Raw genomic sequence first — 18,547 nt, forward strand, 5'->3', positions numbered from 1 at the left:
TGTCAAGTTCTTTTAATCTTTTTCACGCAAAAAAAGAGCAGGCTATCTTTCGATAACCTGCTCTTTTACATAGTTATTTGGTTCAGCACCTTAACTTAATGACATTGACCCCGCGGGGGTAGGTCGACAACAAAATAGGGTAGGATATCTCTCAAACAAGTATCCGTAATTGTTTAGCCTGCTGCATCGCTTGCGCGCGATTGTTTGCTCCAAGCTTTCTGTACATGTTTTTAATATGAAACTTTACAGTGTCACCCTTGATATTCAGGCTATGTGCGATTTCCTTGTTCAACAATCCATCGGCTATCAACAGCAAAATTTTGAATTCCTGCTCTGTCAGTATCTCTTTAGGCGACCGATCCTCATCCAGTGTGACATGCAAAGCCTGCAACAGTTGCTTTACATAGGAAACCGAGGGGGGACCGCTGTCTTGCCGTGCCTTCAAATAAGCAGACAGCATCTCTGCCATCATAGGTCCTTCGTCAATAAAGCTGCGAATGTAACCTTCCGGCTCTGCCAAGTATAAAGCGGTCTCTAGCTGTACGAGCGCAGCCTCCGTTTGAACCGAACGCCAAAGCGTTACACTTTGCACGATTAATACCTTGATCCGCTCCCGAAGACGGTCTTCCTTGCTTAATAAACGATACAACCTTTCCAATAGGTACATCGCTTCTTCCGTACGTTCACAAGCCGCAAGCGCTCTCGCCAAAGCCATATGCTCTGCCATCAGATCCAATGAAACCTCATCCCTATGCGTTAGACCGCACCCTTGCAACCAATCAAGTCCATGTTGGAGCGAGCCTTGACGCAAAGATAGAAAGACAAGCTCCGCTTCGATTTTCGGCATAAATAAATCATAATCCAAAGAATCCATTTCCGACTTCAACTGCACAAGTAATTCTGTAGCTCGATCAGGATTTCCTTTGGCCTGATGAATCCGAGAAGCAATAACGGCCACATGTAAAAGCCGCGCAAAGGGCTGTATATCCTTACACCCCATAACTTGATTGATGTAATGCTCTGCCTCATCTAACCGATTCCACTCGTACAGCAATTCACTATAGCTCACATACATGTATGCGACAAAAGGATATTGTTTCTTATTCTCCCAAGCTTGAATCCATTTCAAAAAGAAATGTTCCACCGAACGCAGATCGTAATAGGATATAAGGTCATTAAACGTACCATAACATTGATATCTGTTGTCCAACAATGTCTGTAAGAAGCTTCTTTCCGGTGCATATCGTTCTGCAAGCTCGAAGTAATCCGATGCAAACGAATAGTCTTTTTGCAGAATGGAGGAGATCGCACAGTAAAAATAGATATTGCCTATAACCTTATCCCATTCTTCATCGGGTAATTTCACCTGCTGCGCTTCAAACCGGTCTTTAACTTGATATACTCTTTGAAAAAAGTCTTCCCAATTTCCGCTAATGATCAATGTGGATATGTATAACATTTCGATCAGAGGCTTCTCCGCATAGGAGTTCTTCGGTAAAGTAGATATCCACCTCTTTAACGCAGCATCCTTCGATTTCATGAAGAAATGAAGATTTTTCTCAATCAGCCGAATGGCATCCTTGAACTGTTTCCCCTCCAAATAATGCTCCACTGCTACCTCATCCAATCCTTGATCCTCAAGCCAATTCGCGGCGCGGATATGCGCTTGCATCCATTTATCCGGATCCGTTCTGGACCATAGTTTCTGCAAGAAATCGGAAAGCAAATGATGATACCGATACCAATTCCGCCCTTCGTCCAAAGGGATGATGAATAAATTCAGGCGCTCAAGCCTTTCCAATTGTTCTTGACTGTTTATTTGACCCGTTACGGCTTGGCACAAAGAATGGTTCATTCGACTTAATATGGACGTTTCCAGCAAAAAAGCGCGCATAGGCTCCGATTGTTGAAGGAACACTTCTTCCAGCAAATAATCAGATATATGGTGTTGATGACCTCTAAATTGATGAATAGACTCCGCTATATTATCACTGCGTTGCAGAGAGATCGCCGCCAACTGCAAGCCGCTGATCCAACCCTCCGTCTGATGGAACAGCTTCGTTACTTGCTCCTTTGTCAGCAATAAATCCGTCGTATCCCGGAAAAAGGCCTGCCCCTCATCCAGCTCAAAACGCAAATCCTGCATATTAATTCGATGCAATTCACCTTTTGCCAAAAGCCGCGCCGTAGGTATCGCTAATTCACTGCGGCTTGCGATATAAATATGAATATGAGGAGGTAGATGTTCGAGCAGCATGCTGAGAGAATGATGGATCTCGGAAAGCTCAATGAAATGATAATCATCAAGAATGATGACCAGTTCGTCGGTTAATTGACCGAGCTCGTTCAGCAGCGCCTTAATTGCAGGCTCCACTGGTGAAGGTCCGTTCTCAAGAAGAGGCGGGAGCGTGGCGCCAAATCCGGGAACTCTCTCCTGTATGGAAGCTGTTACGTAACTCCAGAGCTGAATCCAATCATTATCCAGCTTATCTAGCGAAACCCACGCCACAAGGATATTACATTGTTTAACCCATTCACTTAACGCTGTTGTTTTCCCATAACCGGCCTGTGAGGAAACAAGCGTCAGCTTTGCTTTCATCCCCTCATTAAGCTTGCGTATCAGCCTCGGCCGGGATACCAGAGAGCTTCTTATATGAGGGATATGAAGTTTGGTTTTTACAAGCATTGAAAATTCCTCCGCGTTTAACTTGTGGTTATTTCATACTATGTAGCATTCCACATTCCCTTATTATTTTCAAGAGCTTAGTCAACAATGTAATACACTTCAAGCGTTACTGTCACATTTCACTTATTGATTAAGAACCTTCAATATTAAGCACTCCACATGTGTTGTATGCTGACTGTTTCTTTGTTGAATAGAAGATCTTTGATTTTGGTATTTTTCCTTATCTATCCGTACTCGTTCTGCATTCTAAATATACCCATGACAATTTTCCCGAAATACGAGATGTAATTTTCCTCAAATGATAATATCTTAACTTGCATTACAATTAACAATTGGATAGTATGAAATAGCTAGCTTGTATTGCAAGTTAGCTATTTATTAACTCGGTACCTTGTTGTGCAATATAGTTAGAGGCTACGATTGGAGGAATGCTCGTGTTCACTCAAATGGTTAGAGGGGTGCTTGAGGGATGCCTTCTTGCAGTCATTGATGAAGAGGAAACGTACGGATATGAAATTATGGAGAAGCTCGCTCTTAGTGGCTTCGTGTTCGCGAAGGAAGGGAGCATCTACCCACTCTTACTTCGTCTAGAGAAAGAAAATATTGTGGCAAGTACTCAACGCCCCTCTGCTTCGGGACCTAACCGCAAATACTATCGCCTAACTCTTAAAGGAGAACAGCAGCTTCAATTATTCCGTGGAAATTGGCACGAACTAAGTAATGCGGTAAACAGTATTATTGAAAAGGGATGATGCCTTATGTTGAACAAAAAAAATAAAACCCTCTTAAACGAAATGAGATTCTACATTCAGAGTAGTTCTGCCGTACCGGATACCAAAGCTAGTGAGATCCTCATGGAACTCGAAGATCATTTATTAATGGCTCAGCGTGAGGGGAAATCTTTCGAACAAGTCTTTGGCCAAGATCCTAAGTCCTATTGTAATGAGATCATCAAGGAGCTCCCTAAATCATCGAAATGGGAACAAATAAAAACAATAGCACCCATAGTTCCTTTGCTTCTTTTTTGGCGTTTTCTAAACGGTTTCAGTGGACACCTAACCATTCTGCTATATGAGAATATCGTGTATTTAGCACTCTCACTAGCTTTGTCCTATGTTTTATTCACTATTCTTCGTGCTGGTTCTTTCTCCTCTAAGCGTATATCTTTCTGGATGATGTACGGACTAGGAACGATCATTTCGCTCGTATATGTTGGATTCTTTCTTGTGTCCGATCGTATACTACCTGCTGAACCACATCTCATTCTTCATGATGGCGCTGCTTATATTACCGCTACAGTCAGCCTTGTCATCATTCTCTATTCGTTATTTGGTGCACTTCTGAAAAAGAAACGTTAACCGCCACATCAAACAAAAGTGCTGCTTAGTTAGTTAGAATGAGAAAATAAATTAGAATGGTAGGTAATTATATGTTCCCAGGTATCTTTGAAACTATGTTATATCTATTATTAGGTTGTATTATTTATATTGTTGGCGTCTTAACTGGAAGTTGGAGTAGTAAATTTGGTTATGCAAGTGAAATTACCGGAGCTATTTTAGCAATTGGATTTATCTTTTATCACCAGGGCTTTCCAGAAGGTTTCATTTATTTTGCGTTTGTTTCGGCTGGGTACTTATCAATGTCTCTTTTAATGACTGGTCAGGGGAAGTTTAGAGAGTTAATGGAAGAAGTCATCCAACTAGAAGTCGAGGAAATAGGGATTATTCGAAATAATCAACGGATACTTGGGGAATTAGGAATTTCAATCCTTGTATTTGCTGGTGCCACCTTATTTTTGATATACGGACCAGAATATAGCCTATTAAAATACTTTATTGTATACGGGATGCTCATTGCAATTACCGAAATGATCAAACGTCTTGTGATCTATTTTACAACTAGCCTGTATTTTTCTAAACAACAAGGCAACTTATATATCATTTCCCGCTTGGACTCAAGAAAATTTTCAATCCAAGATATACAGGAGATAACCATTGAATCAACGGTAGACCTGTTAAAACTTCATCCATATCTCACCCTATTCACATCAAATACCGACTTCACAACTAGCTTTAACAAAGTACTACGACTTCAATTACCAGGAGAAACAGTATACCTGACAATTAAAGAAACAGAAAAGTGGAAAACCGAATTGGGGACAGAAATGAAGTTTGAAAGTACTATTGAAAATGAGGTTTCCGTTCTGCCATTCTATCATAAAAGGAATATCAAACGGCTCCTTGGCAAGTTCTATTTTGCCGTAACAGTAAAGGGGGTATCCGCTTATACTGGAATGATATTGCTCCTATATACCTTTAGAACTCCTGCGTGGTTGATGGTTAGTATAGCGATTATTTATTGGTTATTTAATATATATATATCTGATCGTGTACTAAAGGTTGCCATGGATGCTAAGGTTGCAACCGATCCTAAAGTGATATCAGCAGCTGAAAAGGTATTTGCTAAAGCTGGTATTCCAAACGTGAAAGTTTATGAAACTGACTCCGCACAATACAACGGGCTAGCAACAGGTATGAATATTGGACGGTCAATGGTGACTTTAACAACCGCTACATTAAAATTGCCCATAGATGCTATTGAAGGTATATTAGCCCACGAAGCAGTTCATGTTAAGAAGAGAGATATCCTGTATGGGCAACTGTATAGAATTTTATTAATGTTAATTGTGGTTGTTGCACTTTTATTTATCTTCAAACAAGTTTCTGATATTGAAGCTTTTGCTATTCCTTTATTTTTTTTAGTTTGGTTACTCATAATTCTATTCCCAGTATTTCAATCATTTTGTTCTCAATTGATGGAAGTAAGGGCAGATCATCTAGGCGCTTCATTTCTTGATGGAGGAACGATGCAAATGGCTAATAGCTTAGCGACTCTTGCTATATCCCAAGATGAAGCGATGAAAAAAACAGCAGAGTATAGTATGAAGAAAAATGATCTGAAAGAAATAAAGTCCTCTCTTGCAAGGTCACCTAGGTTCTTAAGGTTCTTGGAATTTCAAATGATGGATCACCCACCGATGTACTGGCGAGTAAATACATTAAGAGCTCATGGTCATAAATGGGGAAAAGAAATTCGTAGACGTTGGTGGATCGACCGATTTAAGGAATCATTTACAAAGTGATCAATGTTCTACACAATGGACTATGCCTCGAAAGACCCTTTATTATCGAAAAGGAAAAGCCCAAGCGATGTGTCCACTTGGGTATAAATAGATAATACATTCAGGTAAATGTGGCGTTAAATCAATACTTTCTCACTACCGACACACAGCACTCAACGTGTGTGGGGTGGGTAAACAGTAAAGAAACCAAACGGAACCTCTACCGTTTGGTTTCAAATATGGATATAATTTCAGGAAATCGCTAGCTTAACTTCATCGTTACAAACGACAAGCCAAATTAAAATTTGAACACCGCTCTTCCCTATCGCTTCGCCTTATAAAACTCATGATACAGCTTCATGAGCGCCCGCTTCTCAATCCGCGACACATAGCGACACATAGCTCCGCGAGATCCCCAGTTCCTTCGCAATCTCCCGCTGCGTCCGCTCATCCCCGCCATGCTCGAGCCCGAAGCGTCCAATGACAACTTCCTTCTCGCGGTCATCCAATATATCAAGATTTTTACAAATCTTGCTCTTCTCGATTTTCAATTGCACCTTGTCGACGATATCATCGGCTTCCGTGCCGAGAATATCGATCAAAGTAATTTCATTGCCTTCCTTGTCCGTCCCAATCGGGTCATGCAAAGAAACATCCTTCCGGGTTTTCTTAAGCGACCGCAGATGCATTAGTATTTCATTCTCAATACAGCGAGCCGCGAACGTCGCGAGCTTCGTGCCTTTTCCCGTTTGAAAACTCTCGATCGCCTTTATCAATCCAATTGTCCCAATCGAGATCAAATCCTCGAGATCTTCACCTGTATTGTCGAATTTCTTGACAATGTGAACACGACCCGATGTAACCAATGGTTAGTAATTGAGTTCTTAGATCATTCTGAGTTAGATTAACAAAAAAATCCTCTTTTCAGTCTACATCGTGTAACAAACTTTATGTAATATGACAGTGTGATGGCTAAGTTCGTTACTTGCGCTCTTGGTTAACGGTAGGCGTTCACAGCCCCTGTTCGGGACTTTCACCCTAGATATTACGCCTATACTGGGCGTACTGAAAATAAAGCGCATGAAATGCTCATGCATTTCATGCGCTTTATAAGTGAATTATTAAAATTCCTTCAAAAAGTCATAATTGTCGTCATCGACTTTAATGTAATAATCCATTGATTCAGTAGACCAAATAATTTGGTCCCCAGTGTCAATTTTATAAAATGTTTTTGCAATTGATGTATCATTTTCCGTTATACTAACTTCATTTTTTCCTAAAATACTCTTTCCGTGAAAAGGAACTAATATATCCTTGATTCTATCCTTTTCTTCAAGGCTCATTTCTATCATTTTGCTCATCTTAAAATAATAGCCGTTAACATCTTCATCCTTACCATAACTTCTTTCAACAACCAACAGATACGGCTCTTCGTTTTCCAATTGAATTGAATATCCGTATAGAAAAGGAGAAGACACATTAATGAGATTTGAATTAAAACGGCCGATCTTTTCAACCTTATCAGAATGAGTTAGCGTACGAATCGAATTTAAAGAAGGCTGAGGAGGTTTTTTAGTAAAATCATATACTAACCGACCACCAACAATTAAAAATATGATTAATACAATGATGAATATCCCTCTAAAATCTTTCAATCTAATGCTCATTCCGCTTCAACACCTCTAATTTTTCTTAATAGCAGTATAGTAAGGGGTATTCCCTAATGATGGAATATACATAAAGGCATCTGTTGAAGTTACAGCCCAATGATCATTAACACGAATAAAGCTTGTTGTTCCGGTAGTTTTTACTAGAGTTGTATTATTTGTTACTGTAGCGTTGTATTTTAGGATTCCTTGGTGAGGCCGACCAATCTCTTAGCATTGAACCTATATACATAAAGATGAATGGCAAGAAATTTACTACAAAAAAAATTAACGAAATGACGTATTTATTATATTTAAATGGTTTTATCTGTTCGAAAATCGTAAAAGTCGCATAGGCAAAAGTGTTATAGATGCCGTAAAGAAGCCACACAACCTCAGAAGAAACTACCATTGGCGCTAACGCTCGATCACTTCTGGCATCGAAATCGTCAGTTAAACAATAGAAAGTAGTTAAGCACCATAAGAGAAAGCCTAAAATACTGACGCTTAATAGAATGAGAAACTTTAATTTATTATCGTATATATTTCGAACAATATGATATCCAGTAATCATATAAACAATAGGTAGAACGACAACTATAAAAGAAAAAGAATACTTGTCCAATGGAAAGGGATTTAGTGCTATCACTAAAAAAACACTTATTATCACTTGTGCTAGTAACAATAAGACATGTTTTTTCTAAATATCAATCACATCACGTCTCCATACCCAATTATTCACAACTAATAGACTAACATATATTTACATTTCGACATTTTATGCGATTCTCCTTTGAGTTTGAATGTTAAATCCGCAGATTTCGCCTAAAAGCAAAAGGAAGCAGTTATAAGCTGCTTCCTTTTGCTTTTAGATATTACCGCTTCGCCTTATAAAACTCATGATAAAGCTTCATGAGCGCCCGCTTCTCAATCCGCGAAACATAGCTGCGGCTGATTCCCAGCTCCTTCGCAATCTCCCGCTGCGTCCGCTCATCCCCGCCATGCTCCAAGCCAAACCGACCAATCACGACTTCCTTCTCGCGGTCATCCAATATATCAAGATTTTTATAAATCTTGCTCTTCTCGATTTTCAATTGCACCTTGTCGACGATATCATCGGCCTCCGTGCCGAGAATATCGATCAGCGTAATTTCATTGCCTTCCTTGTCCGTACCAATCGGGTCATGCAGCGATACGTCCTTCCGGGTCTTCTTCAAAGACCGAAGATGCATAAGTATTTCGTTCTCGATACAGCGTGCAGCGAATGTAGCGAGCTTCGTGCCTTTGCCCGTTTGGAAGCTCTCAATTGCCTTTATCAGGCCAATTGTCCCAATACTAATCAAGTCCTCTAGATCCTCGCCGGTATTGTCAAACTTTTTGACGATATGCGCCACAAGCCGCAGGTTATGCTCGATGAGAAGATTGCGTGAATGTGCGTTCCCTTCCGCCATGAGCTGCAGATGCTTCGTTTCCTCTTCCTCCCGTAGCGGCTGCGGAAAAGCGTTATTTTTGACATAAGATACTAGCAGTGACAGCTGCTTAATGAAGAGCGCTATTGTCGCGAACAGTCCCATAAATCAGACACCCCCAAGCTGGATTACCAGGGGCAGCACGTTCCCCCAGCGCACAATGAAGTCGATTCTTTATTGTATGAGGGCGGGTGCCTATAAGTGCATGTACGGAAAAGTCCTGACGAAATACTGTATTGGCTTACTGATCAACTGAACGAGTGGGTAACTCCCATCCCTGCTTTTTCAAGTATATAGATAGCCTCCTCCAACTTGACAATAATCTCTGTCTTCTCGTTCATATCCTTCAGCCGCATTTTGCCAGCCGCGGCCTCTTCTTCTCCGATCAATATCACATATCGAATCCCTGCCGATGAAGCAGCTGCTAGTGATCTTTTCAGCTTCCGCCTTGTCGTATCGACCGTTGTGCGAATGCCTTCGGCACGCAAATCTGCTGCTGCTCTCAACACCTCGGCGACCGTTTCTCCAATCGGAACGATAGCTACAGAAGCACGAGGCAATCCGATAGGACGATTGCTCAGCATCTCCATAATGGACTCCATACCGAATGAAATACCAACAGCAGGGTACCCCATATCCTCCCTCCCGATCAGCTTGCCAATAATGGCATCATACCGTCCTCCCCCGCCCAAGCTTGAAGAGAAGCCATAAGTCGCATCAATAATCTCATACACCGTCCCTGTGTAGAAGGAAAGCCCGCGTGAAAGGAATGGATCGAATTGGCATATGGATTCCAGCCCTATAGTCTGAATAATACGCGCAAGCGTACGAACCTCACTCGAACCTGTGGATTCCTCCATACCATATTTACTCGCTATTTGTTCAAAGCTTGGTGTCTCCATCGCAATAAGCTCCGTCACACCCTGTATAGCTTCATTGCTAATTCCTTTAGCAGCAAGCTCCTTCAACACCCCTTCTCTACCGACCTTTTCCATCTTGTCTAGCGTCAATAAGACGGACAGCCTTTCCTCAGCTGGAATACCGATTACCTCAAGCACTTCACTCAAAAACCGTCTATTATTCCACTTTACTATAATCGGGGTATCCAGCTTCTTGAATACTTCTACTGCAAGCTGCATGAGCTCCGCTTCTGCCTCGGGGCCACTGATCCCAACAACATCTACATCACATTGCAGAAATTCACGCAAGCGTCCACTTTTCACCGGCCCATCACGGAATACTTTGCCGATCTCATACCTTTTATAAGGAAGATTAATACTCGGATTCAGAGCCACTACCTTGGCACAAGGTATCGTCAGATCATAGCGAAGTCCAAGCCTCCGCCCACCTTGATCGGATAGCTGATACATTTCTTTGATAATCTCATCTCCGCCTGCGTACTTTGAAGTAAGCAGATCGAGCTCATTCAATATCGTGGAATCCATTCCTGTATAATCATACAGCTCGAACACATCCTGAAGCGTCGTTTGAACTTTTCTTCTAAGCGCTTGCTCCTTGCCGAAGAAATCGTAAGTACCTTTTACATTTTGCATATTCGTCAGTCCCCTTTTCTGGATAAAATAAAAAAACGCGCTGGACCTCTTGGTCCTGCGCGCTTCATTTATCGCAGGGAGGTCAACGCGAGAAGCGTTAGCCCACCCTGATTATTGACAGGGGTGCTAACGCTTAGTGAAATGATGAAGTTGAGTCAATAGGGATGTATACATGATCTTGATCTCCTTCAACAAGTGATTAGAAGTAATTGTAGCCGATACCCTTAAGTGATGCAAGAGGGACTTTCGTTACTTCCAAATTCCAACAAACATGAAGAGCTGCCTCTAAGAGACAGCCCCATATATGTTGTTTTATTTCGTTAAATGTATAACAAAGCTCATTTGGTTGCTTGCTGCTGTTCGAGGGTGATAAGAATAGATGATTTCGACAGCATTCTCCTTTTGAACCATTTCAGGTGCAGGAGCCTCTGCCTCCACTTTGCAAGTCAATCCAGGTAGCTCCCATACGTCTGTCGTTATTCCTTGAGAATTAATCTGAGGTCCGCTAATTTCAAAATAAACCTCTATTTCCATTTTCGTATCGAATTGAATATTTACTATTAACCGATCCTTCGCTACGTTGGCCTCGAATGTAATGCCGCGCAGATGCGTATTCCAGCCCATGCCCGCTTCACGACGGATTAGCCGCAAATAGTACATTGCTCCCTCATGTTTCCAATGGATAGTAGCGGGATGCATTTGTCCGTTCGTATTCTTGCTCCCGGACATCGCACCGATCATCACATTCTCTTCTATCCAAGCTCTCGCAGTACAAAGATTCGAATTAGCTCCAGGCTTGTCCCTCTCGCATAGCTCACGGAACTTTCTTTCCACGAGGCGATTGCCTTGATGCTTCATAAATAATGGCCGAACATTCTCCGGAATATCTACCCCGACCAATGCAATGATCGGATCATGCTCCGATTCGCAATTGATTCCGGCCAAATGCTCATAGCCTTTCCCGAGCAGCAGGAATAGGAATACCCCCATCGAGCTATGTTCAAGCATTTCCATTTCGTAAGCGCGAGCGAACGGTCCAGATAAATTCTCGAGGTTAGGGTTGTAGAATAAGGCAATCGCTTCCCACAGTTCCTTCTCAACCTCATGACCAATCTGCTTGAATGAATCGGATTTCCCATATTTACGCCAGAGACCCAGAACCGTTATATCGACACCATAATAGGTCGTCGTATTAAATTCCGCCAATGATTGAAATTCCTTGAATGCCGTATAGAACCTCCCAGCTTCCCGGTTAGCATGGCTGATCCAGTCTTCATTGCCGAAGCGATAGCCAAAGTAATGAGTAATAAACAGATGCATTAATTCGATGTTAGAATTCATTGGAATGACATCCGACAGCCTACGGTCGATAGAAGCTCCAACGGTCTTCACCATTGCATCATCTATCCGAACGACGAGCATCTCAGGCAGCAGCCGTTCGAAATGCTCTAGAATGATAGCGAACGTACTAGCGATGAACTCTCGCCAGTTAGGGTCATAGCTTTTCCAAACGGGAGGAAGGATCTGATCATAAGCTTCTCGCAATCTCTGCTTGACCTCGTTACCATCTATATCGCCTACAGTTGCCGCATCCGCAAGCAACCGATCCTTGAACTGCTCTGATACTTTATCGAACGTTTCTTCAAGAAAATATGCCATTCCTGGCCCGAACACTTTCCATGGATAGTTCCCAACCGGAGGCTGAATAGCCTGAGGTGATGTTCGAAACGTTCCATGATAAATTTCATCTGGGAAATCAAACTGTAGATCGATTACTTTATTAAGCAAGTCGCAAGCCCGATCTATGTCCCCCGGTGCATTCCTCAGCAGTAGACCAACTGCATAATGTCCACTGCCACGCGTATTATGCCTGGCTCTATCTTCCGTATCCAGAAGCAGGTGCATCTCGGCATCATAATGCCGGTCCATATGTGCCATCGCGTTATCTACCAAATAACGCTGCTCATATGACATTTGATCTAAGAGGCTTTGTACCATTGGCCACATTCCTTTCTTGTAATCTTAGATGCACAACGTGGCCAGCAGCCCGTCAGCCCTTCACCGCACCAACCATAACGCCGCTAATGAAGTAACGCTGCAGCCATGGATATACGATTAGAATCGGAATCGTCGAGAAGATAACGCTTGCGGCCTTCAAGCTCTCCGGAAGAACAGCTGCTGCTACCGGACCTTCCATTTGCATCAAGTCAGAAACTTGGTTTTGTTGAATGATCTGGTACAGCTTTAATTGCAGCGGATACAGCTCCGGACTTGTAATATACATCAAAGCATCCTGGAAACCGTTCCAGCGGCCAACCGCATAGAATAGGCTAAGAGTAGCCATTACCGGTAGTGATAGAGGAAGAATAATCCGAATTAAAGTGCCTAGATGGCTGCTGCCGTCAATCTCCGCCGCTTCTTCCAAGCTCTTCGGAATATTGTTGAAGAATGAAATCAGAATGATCATATAAAAAGGACTAATTAAGCCAGGCAATACTAATGCCCATATTTTATCAAGTAAATGGAAATCTCTTATTAGAATATACTCCGGAATCATTCCCCCCGTAAAGAACATCGTCACGACGATGATGAGCATAACAAGCTTACGACCTTTTAATTCTTTCTTGGATAGCGGGTACGCCACTGCAATCGTCATGATCATACAGAGAACAGTAGTTAGTACGGTCATAAATATCGTAAAGCCCAAAGAACGAATCATCGACATGTCAGCAAATACTTTGACATACGCCTCAAAAGTCAGCCCAATGGGCAAAAATGTAACTTCCCCCGACATAATCGGACGATTCGAGCTGAGGGAAATGGCGATAATATGAATAAATGGAATTAAGCACAGCAGCATGGTCGCTAGAACCATTACAATATTGATAGAATCGATAATTCGGTTTGAAGCGCGCTCACTCATCTCGGTTGCCCTCATTTCTAATAATCTTCTAAACCCTCGTTACAGGATGCTCTCATCTGCCAGCTTCTTCGATACATAGTTAGCACCCAGCAGGAATAGCAAACCTACAAGTGCTTGGAACAAGCCTACAGCAGTAGCAAGTGTAATTTGTCCAGATTGCATACCGATCCGATACACGAAGGTACTTAGCACGTCAGAATAATCACGCACAGCAACGTTGCCGATAATGAATGGACGGTCAAAGCCAATGGAGATCATATTCCCGAGATTGATAATTAACAAGGTTGAGATCGTAGTCTTGAGACCAGGTAAAGAAATATGCCAAATGCGTTTGAACCGGTTCGCTCCGTCAACCTCTGCCGCCTCGAATAGCTCCTTGTTAATTCCCGTCAACGCAGCTAAGTACAGAATCGTTCCCCATCCAGCACTTTGCCACACGCCGACAACAAGATAAGTGATCAGCCAATAATGCTTATCTGTCAAAAACGGAATTTGATTCAGCCCGAGCCCTTCCAGCATATTGTTGATAAAGCCCGATTGCGTACCGAATACTTGCAGTACGATACCTCCGATAATAACCCAAGAAATAAAATGCGGAATGTATAATACCGTTTGCGCCAGCTTCTTAAACCAAGCAGCCTTCAGCTCGTAGATCATGATCGCTAGAATGAGAGGCGCCGGGAAAGATACGAGCAGGTCAAGAAAGTTCAGCATAATCGTATTTCGAAGCGCATCGAAGAAATCCTGGCTCTGAAAAACCTCCTTGAATGCATCTAGACCAATCCATTTGCTCCCGGAAATACCTTGGAAGAAGTTGAAGTCCTTGAACGCAATTTGAACCCCGTACATGGGACCATATTTGAAAAGGATAAAATAAGCGAGCGGCAGGGTGAGTAAAATATACAACTGCCAGTTTTTGCGCAAGTAAACGTTCGTTCCCATCAATAGCCCTCCTCTGCATCGTTACGCTGCCGGAAGGAAAGCTCTCAGGCTTCCCCTCCGGCTTGCATAACTCATCTCGTTCTGATTTACTTCGAGCTCATTTCCTTGTAAGCTGCGATACGCTCATCCAAGATGGCTTGACCGCCGCTTGCCATATAATCTTTCATTATGCTGTTATAAGTGCTCTCGAATTGCTCCGTCTTCACCATCGTCGTTTTTACAATGATCTCTTGGAATTTGTCAGCCAGACCTGTTCCATATTTGGACTCTGCTTCAATCGGGTGGTCGAATCGAATCGGCTTGATCGGATCCGTATTCGATATTTCTACCGATTTGCGCATGTCCGCTTGATATTCTGCAGGTGTTTGTGCAATGTACGCATCTTCGTTCTTCTTATCATCGCCAGCAAATTTGCCGTTTACGATAATCGCGATATCACCGAAGTTGTAGATTTTATCGATTGCCTCTTGTGTTGCATCTGCTTTAACGATTGGAACCCCATCAACCATTGTAAAGTTCTCATTCTCAATACCGAATTGAATATCGAATAAGTTCGTTCCGGAAGCCATCCAGTCCAAATATTTGATCGCTTCTACAGCATGCTTGCTCGATTTCGGAATCATGACATACATAGCATTCGGAGCATAAGTCGGTTTTGCATGCAAGCCCTCTGAGTTAACGAATGCATCAATTGGTGTCATTACGGCACCAGGGACGTTCGCTTGCAAGTTCTTATACGTGTTGTTCTGTGTGAAGTACAGCTCACCCGCATCTTCGCTATAGAAGCCTACACGTCCGCTTTGAAGATCTTCCCACAGCTGCTTCTTATCTTTATCCAATCCGAAATCTTTGCTGATTAGACCTTCGTTATAAAGCTTGTTCAAGTATTGAAGAGCGGTCTTGAAGCCTGGGAGCAGCGTCGGATAATCGTTAGAGCCTAATTGCTGCGTCAGCGTGTACTTTTGCTCCTCGGTCATCGACTCAATGAACGACCAGATAAGCGGCTCATATTGTGCGGAAGCGATAGTCATACCGAAAGGAATCACTTTATCGCCTGTGCTGCCTGGATCTTGCTCCTTGAACGCTTTGAGCGTCGTGTACAGCTCGTCAGCTGTTTGTGGAGCCGGCAATCCCAGCTTGTCCAGCCAATCTTGTCGAACATACGAAGCATATTTACCGATTACCAAGCGTCTGCCTGGAACCGCGAATTGTTCTCCTTTATATTGGCCGTAAGCAAGTGTTTCCTCGCCCAAGAATTTTTTCAAGTTAGGTCCGTATTCATTAATAAGATCAGTAAGCTCAGTCAAGCCGCCTTGCTCAGCGTAACGATTGAATGTACCCGAATCATATGTGAATACGATGTCCGGCACCTCTGTGCCGCTTGCCATTAAGACGTTAAGCTTCTGAACTTCTTCGGAGCGAGGTACGGGAACGAATTGAACGTCGATATTGTTAGGCTCACCGAATCTCTCTTTCACCAAGTTCGTTAGATAGCTGTTCGTGATCGTGTAGCCTGCCGGCGTGTTACCACGGTCGAACAATTCGATCTTCAATGAGCCAGCCTTACCTGCATTAGCTGCAGCGCCTCCGTCTGTGCTTGATGCGTTATTGTTAGAAGAACAAGCCGACAACAGCACACTAGAAACCAACATAATCGCAAGCCCAAGCTTTACCTTTTTTCCAGCCCATCTTTTTCCCATCATCCCTCACCCGTACCCTTCTCATATCTGTATTTGTATCCTTGATGGTTGCTAACCGCTTCAGCACCGTCTGGATGTGAACAATTATTACATGATTATTAAATTATAGACAATAAACAAGATTCGTACGGTAAATAGGTTTCTTTTGCGTCATTTTATCTAACATAAAGTACTTTTTTCGTAAAAGTAAATGATTTTCATAGCCTTAAATATAGGAAAATCGCCCTTCGATTTACCGTTCCCGATAATTCAGAGGGCGATTCCCTATGATTTGGTCTATTTATTGCTCTGGCTTTATTTGCAGCTTTCTATAATCCCCTGGTGTCACGCCTATGATTCGTTTGAACACCCTTCCGAATGTGATGGCATTGGTGTAACCAACCTTAAGTGCGATATCCTGAATATTGTCGGTAGTGCCCACAAGTAAATATTCTGCCTGCTGTATCCGAAGCTGGGTGAGAAAGTCGACGAATTTCATATCGAACTCTTCCTTGAACAGATAGCTCGCATACTTACCGGAAATTTGGAATCGATCGCTCAAATGGTTGAGAGATAAGTCAGCATTGGCGAAGTTTTCTTCAATGTAGATTTTCATCTCACTTATCATTGCGCGATAGCTCTTAGTCTCGTTGACCGATACGTAGATCCGATAAATCTCAGTCATCCATTTCAACAAGACAGCTTGTACCTCATGCAGAGTAGTCGCTTCATCCAGCTCTGAATAAAAGATACCAATCGTCGGGTTCTCGAATGTCTTCCGCAGGCTGTCCGACATATGGCCAACCTCGCGTCCCATCATCTGGATCAGAGCGTGAAGCAGCATTCGAATTTGCTCATCCTTCATTGAATCCTTCTGGAAGGATTCGAACATTCCCTCTACCTTAAGACGCCAGCCTTCGTCAGCTATACGGAATTCACGTACGATTTCACTGAACAGCTGCAAATACTTGTAGGATTGCATAGATGACTTATTATCAGGCAGCTCCTCGCTCATGACGACCATATTTTGTCCCATAGACAGCTTATGCTTCAGTGCGGCAGTCGCTGCTTGATAGGAAACAGGAAGACCTTCCCAGCCGTCTACAACAGGCCCAACACCGATGGTGAGTGACAGGCCTAGATTATTGCTTACCCAGACCAAACATTTGTCAGCGAGCGCCCTTAGAGAATCCTTGCTCACATTGACGTCCTGATCGACCCCGATAATGATACCTATTTGGCTCCCACTAATCCACTCGGACCATCCGTCCATCTCTTCCTCACTTGTCAGCTCCTGAAATAAATTCATAAGCGTGAATTTCAACATATTCTGATCCGGTGACGAATACGTTTCACGGAATTTGCCATATTGATTCATTTCGGCTGCGATGAACACAAATCGGTTGGTATCTGACTGAAGCGGCATAAGCTTATCAAGCTTATCCATTGAAGAAGCAAGCCGTTCTCCTTCTATTAAATCAAGGAAAAGCTGACGCCGCTGCACGAGCAGATTCTCATGATGCTGCTGCTCATATTGCATCGTCTGTTCAATTAATCGCTCAAGGGCATGATCGATTACGACCAGCTCACTCTTGGCAGGAATATGTCCACCTTGCATTTGCAGCGCCTGGATCCGGTTCATCATGACTTGAATAGGCTGGTAATTTTTACGTGTAATATAGATAATATATATGGTTCCCAGAATGACCGTTAAGACACCAATTACAACCCAAATATACGATACGACAGAAACCCAGGCGAATAGATGCCCCGATCGAATTCCGCTCTCGAACGTCCAACCGATGCTCTCGGATCGAATTCTAGTTAATATTTCGCCTTTCGGATCCGTATCCGCATGGGGCGCATAGACCAGATTGCCATCACCATCCACAATACGCATGAATGACACCTGACTAGCCGTCATGTCCTCGATCATTCGCTCAATGCCATACATATTCACATTGACCACGACGATTCCTTCCGAGCCGAACGGAAGCGGCAGCCTTTTATAAAAACTAATGACCTGCCTCGATTTTTCAGAGTTAATCTGCCGGAATGACCGGACAGGACTCCACGTATGTTCTACATCATTCGTCAATGCATGCTGTATAAAAGCCTGATCTAGAAAGGTATCCATTTGGGTCAGCCCATTCGAGGTCAATATCTTCCCGTCCAGATTACGATACAAATAAATAGAATCAATCAGCTTGTTACGATATACCATCCCGCTCATTTGCTTCACCGTCTCATATAGGTGAGTGTTGTCTTCCTCCTTATTGAAGCCGGTTAGAAAATCATCATAGATGTGGTTAGTCTCCATTTCTTGCAGGACGGACATTTCGATCTGATCCATAGAACGCTGCACCGTATCGACAATATACCCCGTAGAGATGCCATTAGCTTTACTCGTTTCACTTTGCGAGAGCTCACCTACAATAAGGAAAGAGAGAAAAATTAAAATCGATACTGTCAGCAGAAAAATAGGAAAATAAGAAAACATCATTCTGCTTGACCAATTTCTTTTCATC

12 protein-coding genes and 1 pseudogene are annotated in these 18,547 nt (G+C 42.8%); 3 read left to right on the plus strand and 10 right to left on the minus strand.

Features of this window, described 5'->3' with window-relative positions; translation table 11 throughout:
- Positions 1-151: 151 nt before the first annotated feature.
- On the minus strand, positions 152-2,599 hold the full coding sequence (locus AC6ESP_RS28145; RefSeq protein ID WP_497100078.1) for a winged helix-turn-helix domain-containing protein: 2,448 nt from the start codon (positions 2,597-2,599) through the stop codon (positions 152-154).
- A gap of 515 nt (positions 2,600-3,114) precedes the next feature.
- Here AC6ESP_RS28145 and AC6ESP_RS28150 point away from each other — a divergent pair.
- From AC6ESP_RS28150 to AC6ESP_RS28160, 3 genes are read left to right on the plus strand one after another with little or no spacing between them, the layout of a single operon-like run.
- The gene (locus tag AC6ESP_RS28150) at positions 3,115-3,438 is read left to right on the plus strand and encodes a PadR family transcriptional regulator (RefSeq protein WP_497100080.1); all 324 of its coding nucleotides are present in this window, start codon (positions 3,115-3,117) and stop codon (positions 3,436-3,438) included.
- Between the two features lie 6 nt (positions 3,439-3,444).
- Positions 3,445-4,044: a DUF1129 family protein gene (locus AC6ESP_RS28155; protein WP_497100081.1), complete on the plus strand. Its 600-nt coding sequence runs from the start codon at positions 3,445-3,447 to the stop codon at positions 4,042-4,044.
- 56 nt (positions 4,045-4,100) lie between these two features.
- The gene (locus AC6ESP_RS28160) at positions 4,101-5,828 is read left to right on the plus strand and encodes a M56 family metallopeptidase (protein WP_497100083.1); all 1,728 of its coding nucleotides are present in this window, start codon (positions 4,101-4,103) and stop codon (positions 5,826-5,828) included.
- Between the two features lie 301 nt (positions 5,829-6,129).
- Here AC6ESP_RS28160 and sigK (AC6ESP_RS28165) read toward each other — a convergent pair.
- From sigK (AC6ESP_RS28165) to AC6ESP_RS28205, 9 genes and pseudogenes are all read right to left on the minus strand, one after another.
- Positions 6,130-6,652, minus strand: a pseudogene (sigK, locus tag AC6ESP_RS28165) (RNA polymerase sporulation sigma factor SigK); the annotation flags it as partial.
- Between the two features lie 276 nt (positions 6,653-6,928).
- Positions 6,929-7,474 (minus strand): hypothetical protein, encoded by a 546-nt coding sequence (locus AC6ESP_RS28170; RefSeq protein ID WP_497100084.1) that lies wholly within the window; start codon positions 7,472-7,474, stop codon positions 6,929-6,931.
- Between the two features lie 854 nt (positions 7,475-8,328).
- A complete protein-coding gene (sigK, locus tag AC6ESP_RS28175) occupies positions 8,329-9,027 on the minus strand; it encodes an RNA polymerase sporulation sigma factor SigK (protein ID WP_497100085.1) in 699 nt (232 codons plus the stop codon).
- A 143-nt stretch (positions 9,028-9,170) separates the two neighbouring features.
- On the minus strand, positions 9,171-10,475 hold the full coding sequence (locus AC6ESP_RS28180; protein ID WP_497100086.1) for a histidine--tRNA ligase: 1,305 nt from the start codon (positions 10,473-10,475) through the stop codon (positions 9,171-9,173).
- A 312-nt stretch (positions 10,476-10,787) separates the two neighbouring features.
- Positions 10,788-12,449 (minus strand): DUF8769 domain-containing protein, encoded by a 1,662-nt coding sequence (locus AC6ESP_RS28185; RefSeq protein WP_497100087.1) that lies wholly within the window; start codon positions 12,447-12,449, stop codon positions 10,788-10,790.
- Between the two features lie 76 nt (positions 12,450-12,525).
- Entirely contained in the window at positions 12,526-13,398 is an 873-nt protein-coding gene (locus tag AC6ESP_RS28190; protein WP_497100088.1) for a carbohydrate ABC transporter permease, read from the minus strand.
- Positions 13,399-13,437: 39 nt separating this feature from the next.
- Positions 13,438-14,340 carry an ABC transporter permease gene (locus tag AC6ESP_RS28195; RefSeq protein ID WP_497100089.1) on the minus strand — a complete coding sequence of 301 codons (903 nt, stop codon included), beginning with the start codon at positions 14,338-14,340 and terminating at the stop codon, positions 13,438-13,440.
- 86 nt (positions 14,341-14,426) lie between these two features.
- Positions 14,427-16,043: an extracellular solute-binding protein gene (locus AC6ESP_RS28200; RefSeq protein WP_497100090.1), complete on the minus strand. Its 1,617-nt coding sequence runs from the start codon at positions 16,041-16,043 to the stop codon at positions 14,427-14,429.
- 277 nt (positions 16,044-16,320) lie between these two features.
- Positions 16,321-18,546 carry a helix-turn-helix domain-containing protein gene (locus AC6ESP_RS28205; RefSeq protein ID WP_497100091.1) on the minus strand — a complete coding sequence of 742 codons (2,226 nt, stop codon included), beginning with the start codon at positions 18,544-18,546 and terminating at the stop codon, positions 16,321-16,323.
- Position 18,547 lies beyond the last annotated feature (1 nt).

The organism is Paenibacillus xinjiangensis, from assembly GCF_059686975.1.

Excerpts from the sequence above, each read along its gene's own strand:
- AC6ESP_RS28145 (WP_497100078.1), bottom strand. The coding sequence starts at position 2,599 with ATGAAAGCAAAGCTGACGCTTGTTTCCTCACAGGCCGGTTATGGGAAA.
- AC6ESP_RS28150 (WP_497100080.1), top strand. The coding sequence starts at position 3,115 with ATGCTCGTGTTCACTCAAATGGTTAGAGGGGTGCTTGAGGGATGCCTT.
- AC6ESP_RS28155 (WP_497100081.1), top strand. The coding sequence starts at position 3,445 with ATGTTGAACAAAAAAAATAAAACCCTCTTAAACGAAATGAGATTCTAC.
- AC6ESP_RS28160 (WP_497100083.1), top strand. The coding sequence starts at position 4,101 with ATGGTAGGTAATTATATGTTCCCAGGTATCTTTGAAACTATGTTATAT.
- AC6ESP_RS28170 (WP_497100084.1), bottom strand. The coding sequence starts at position 7,474 with ATGAGCATTAGATTGAAAGATTTTAGAGGGATATTCATCATTGTATTA.
- sigK (WP_497100085.1), bottom strand. The coding sequence starts at position 9,027 with ATGGGACTGTTCGCGACAATAGCGCTCTTCATTAAGCAGCTGTCACTG.
- AC6ESP_RS28180 (WP_497100086.1), bottom strand. The coding sequence starts at position 10,475 with ATGCAAAATGTAAAAGGTACTTACGATTTCTTCGGCAAGGAGCAAGCG.
- AC6ESP_RS28185 (WP_497100087.1), bottom strand. The coding sequence starts at position 12,449 with ATGTCATATGAGCAGCGTTATTTGGTAGATAACGCGATGGCACATATG.
- AC6ESP_RS28190 (WP_497100088.1), bottom strand. The coding sequence starts at position 13,398 with ATGAGTGAGCGCGCTTCAAACCGAATTATCGATTCTATCAATATTGTA.
- AC6ESP_RS28195 (WP_497100089.1), bottom strand. The coding sequence starts at position 14,340 with ATGGGAACGAACGTTTACTTGCGCAAAAACTGGCAGTTGTATATTTTA.
- AC6ESP_RS28200 (WP_497100090.1), bottom strand. The coding sequence starts at position 16,043 with ATGATGGGAAAAAGATGGGCTGGAAAAAAGGTAAAGCTTGGGCTTGCG.
- AC6ESP_RS28205 (WP_497100091.1), bottom strand. The coding sequence starts at position 18,546 with ATGAAAAGAAATTGGTCAAGCAGAATGATGTTTTCTTATTTTCCTATT.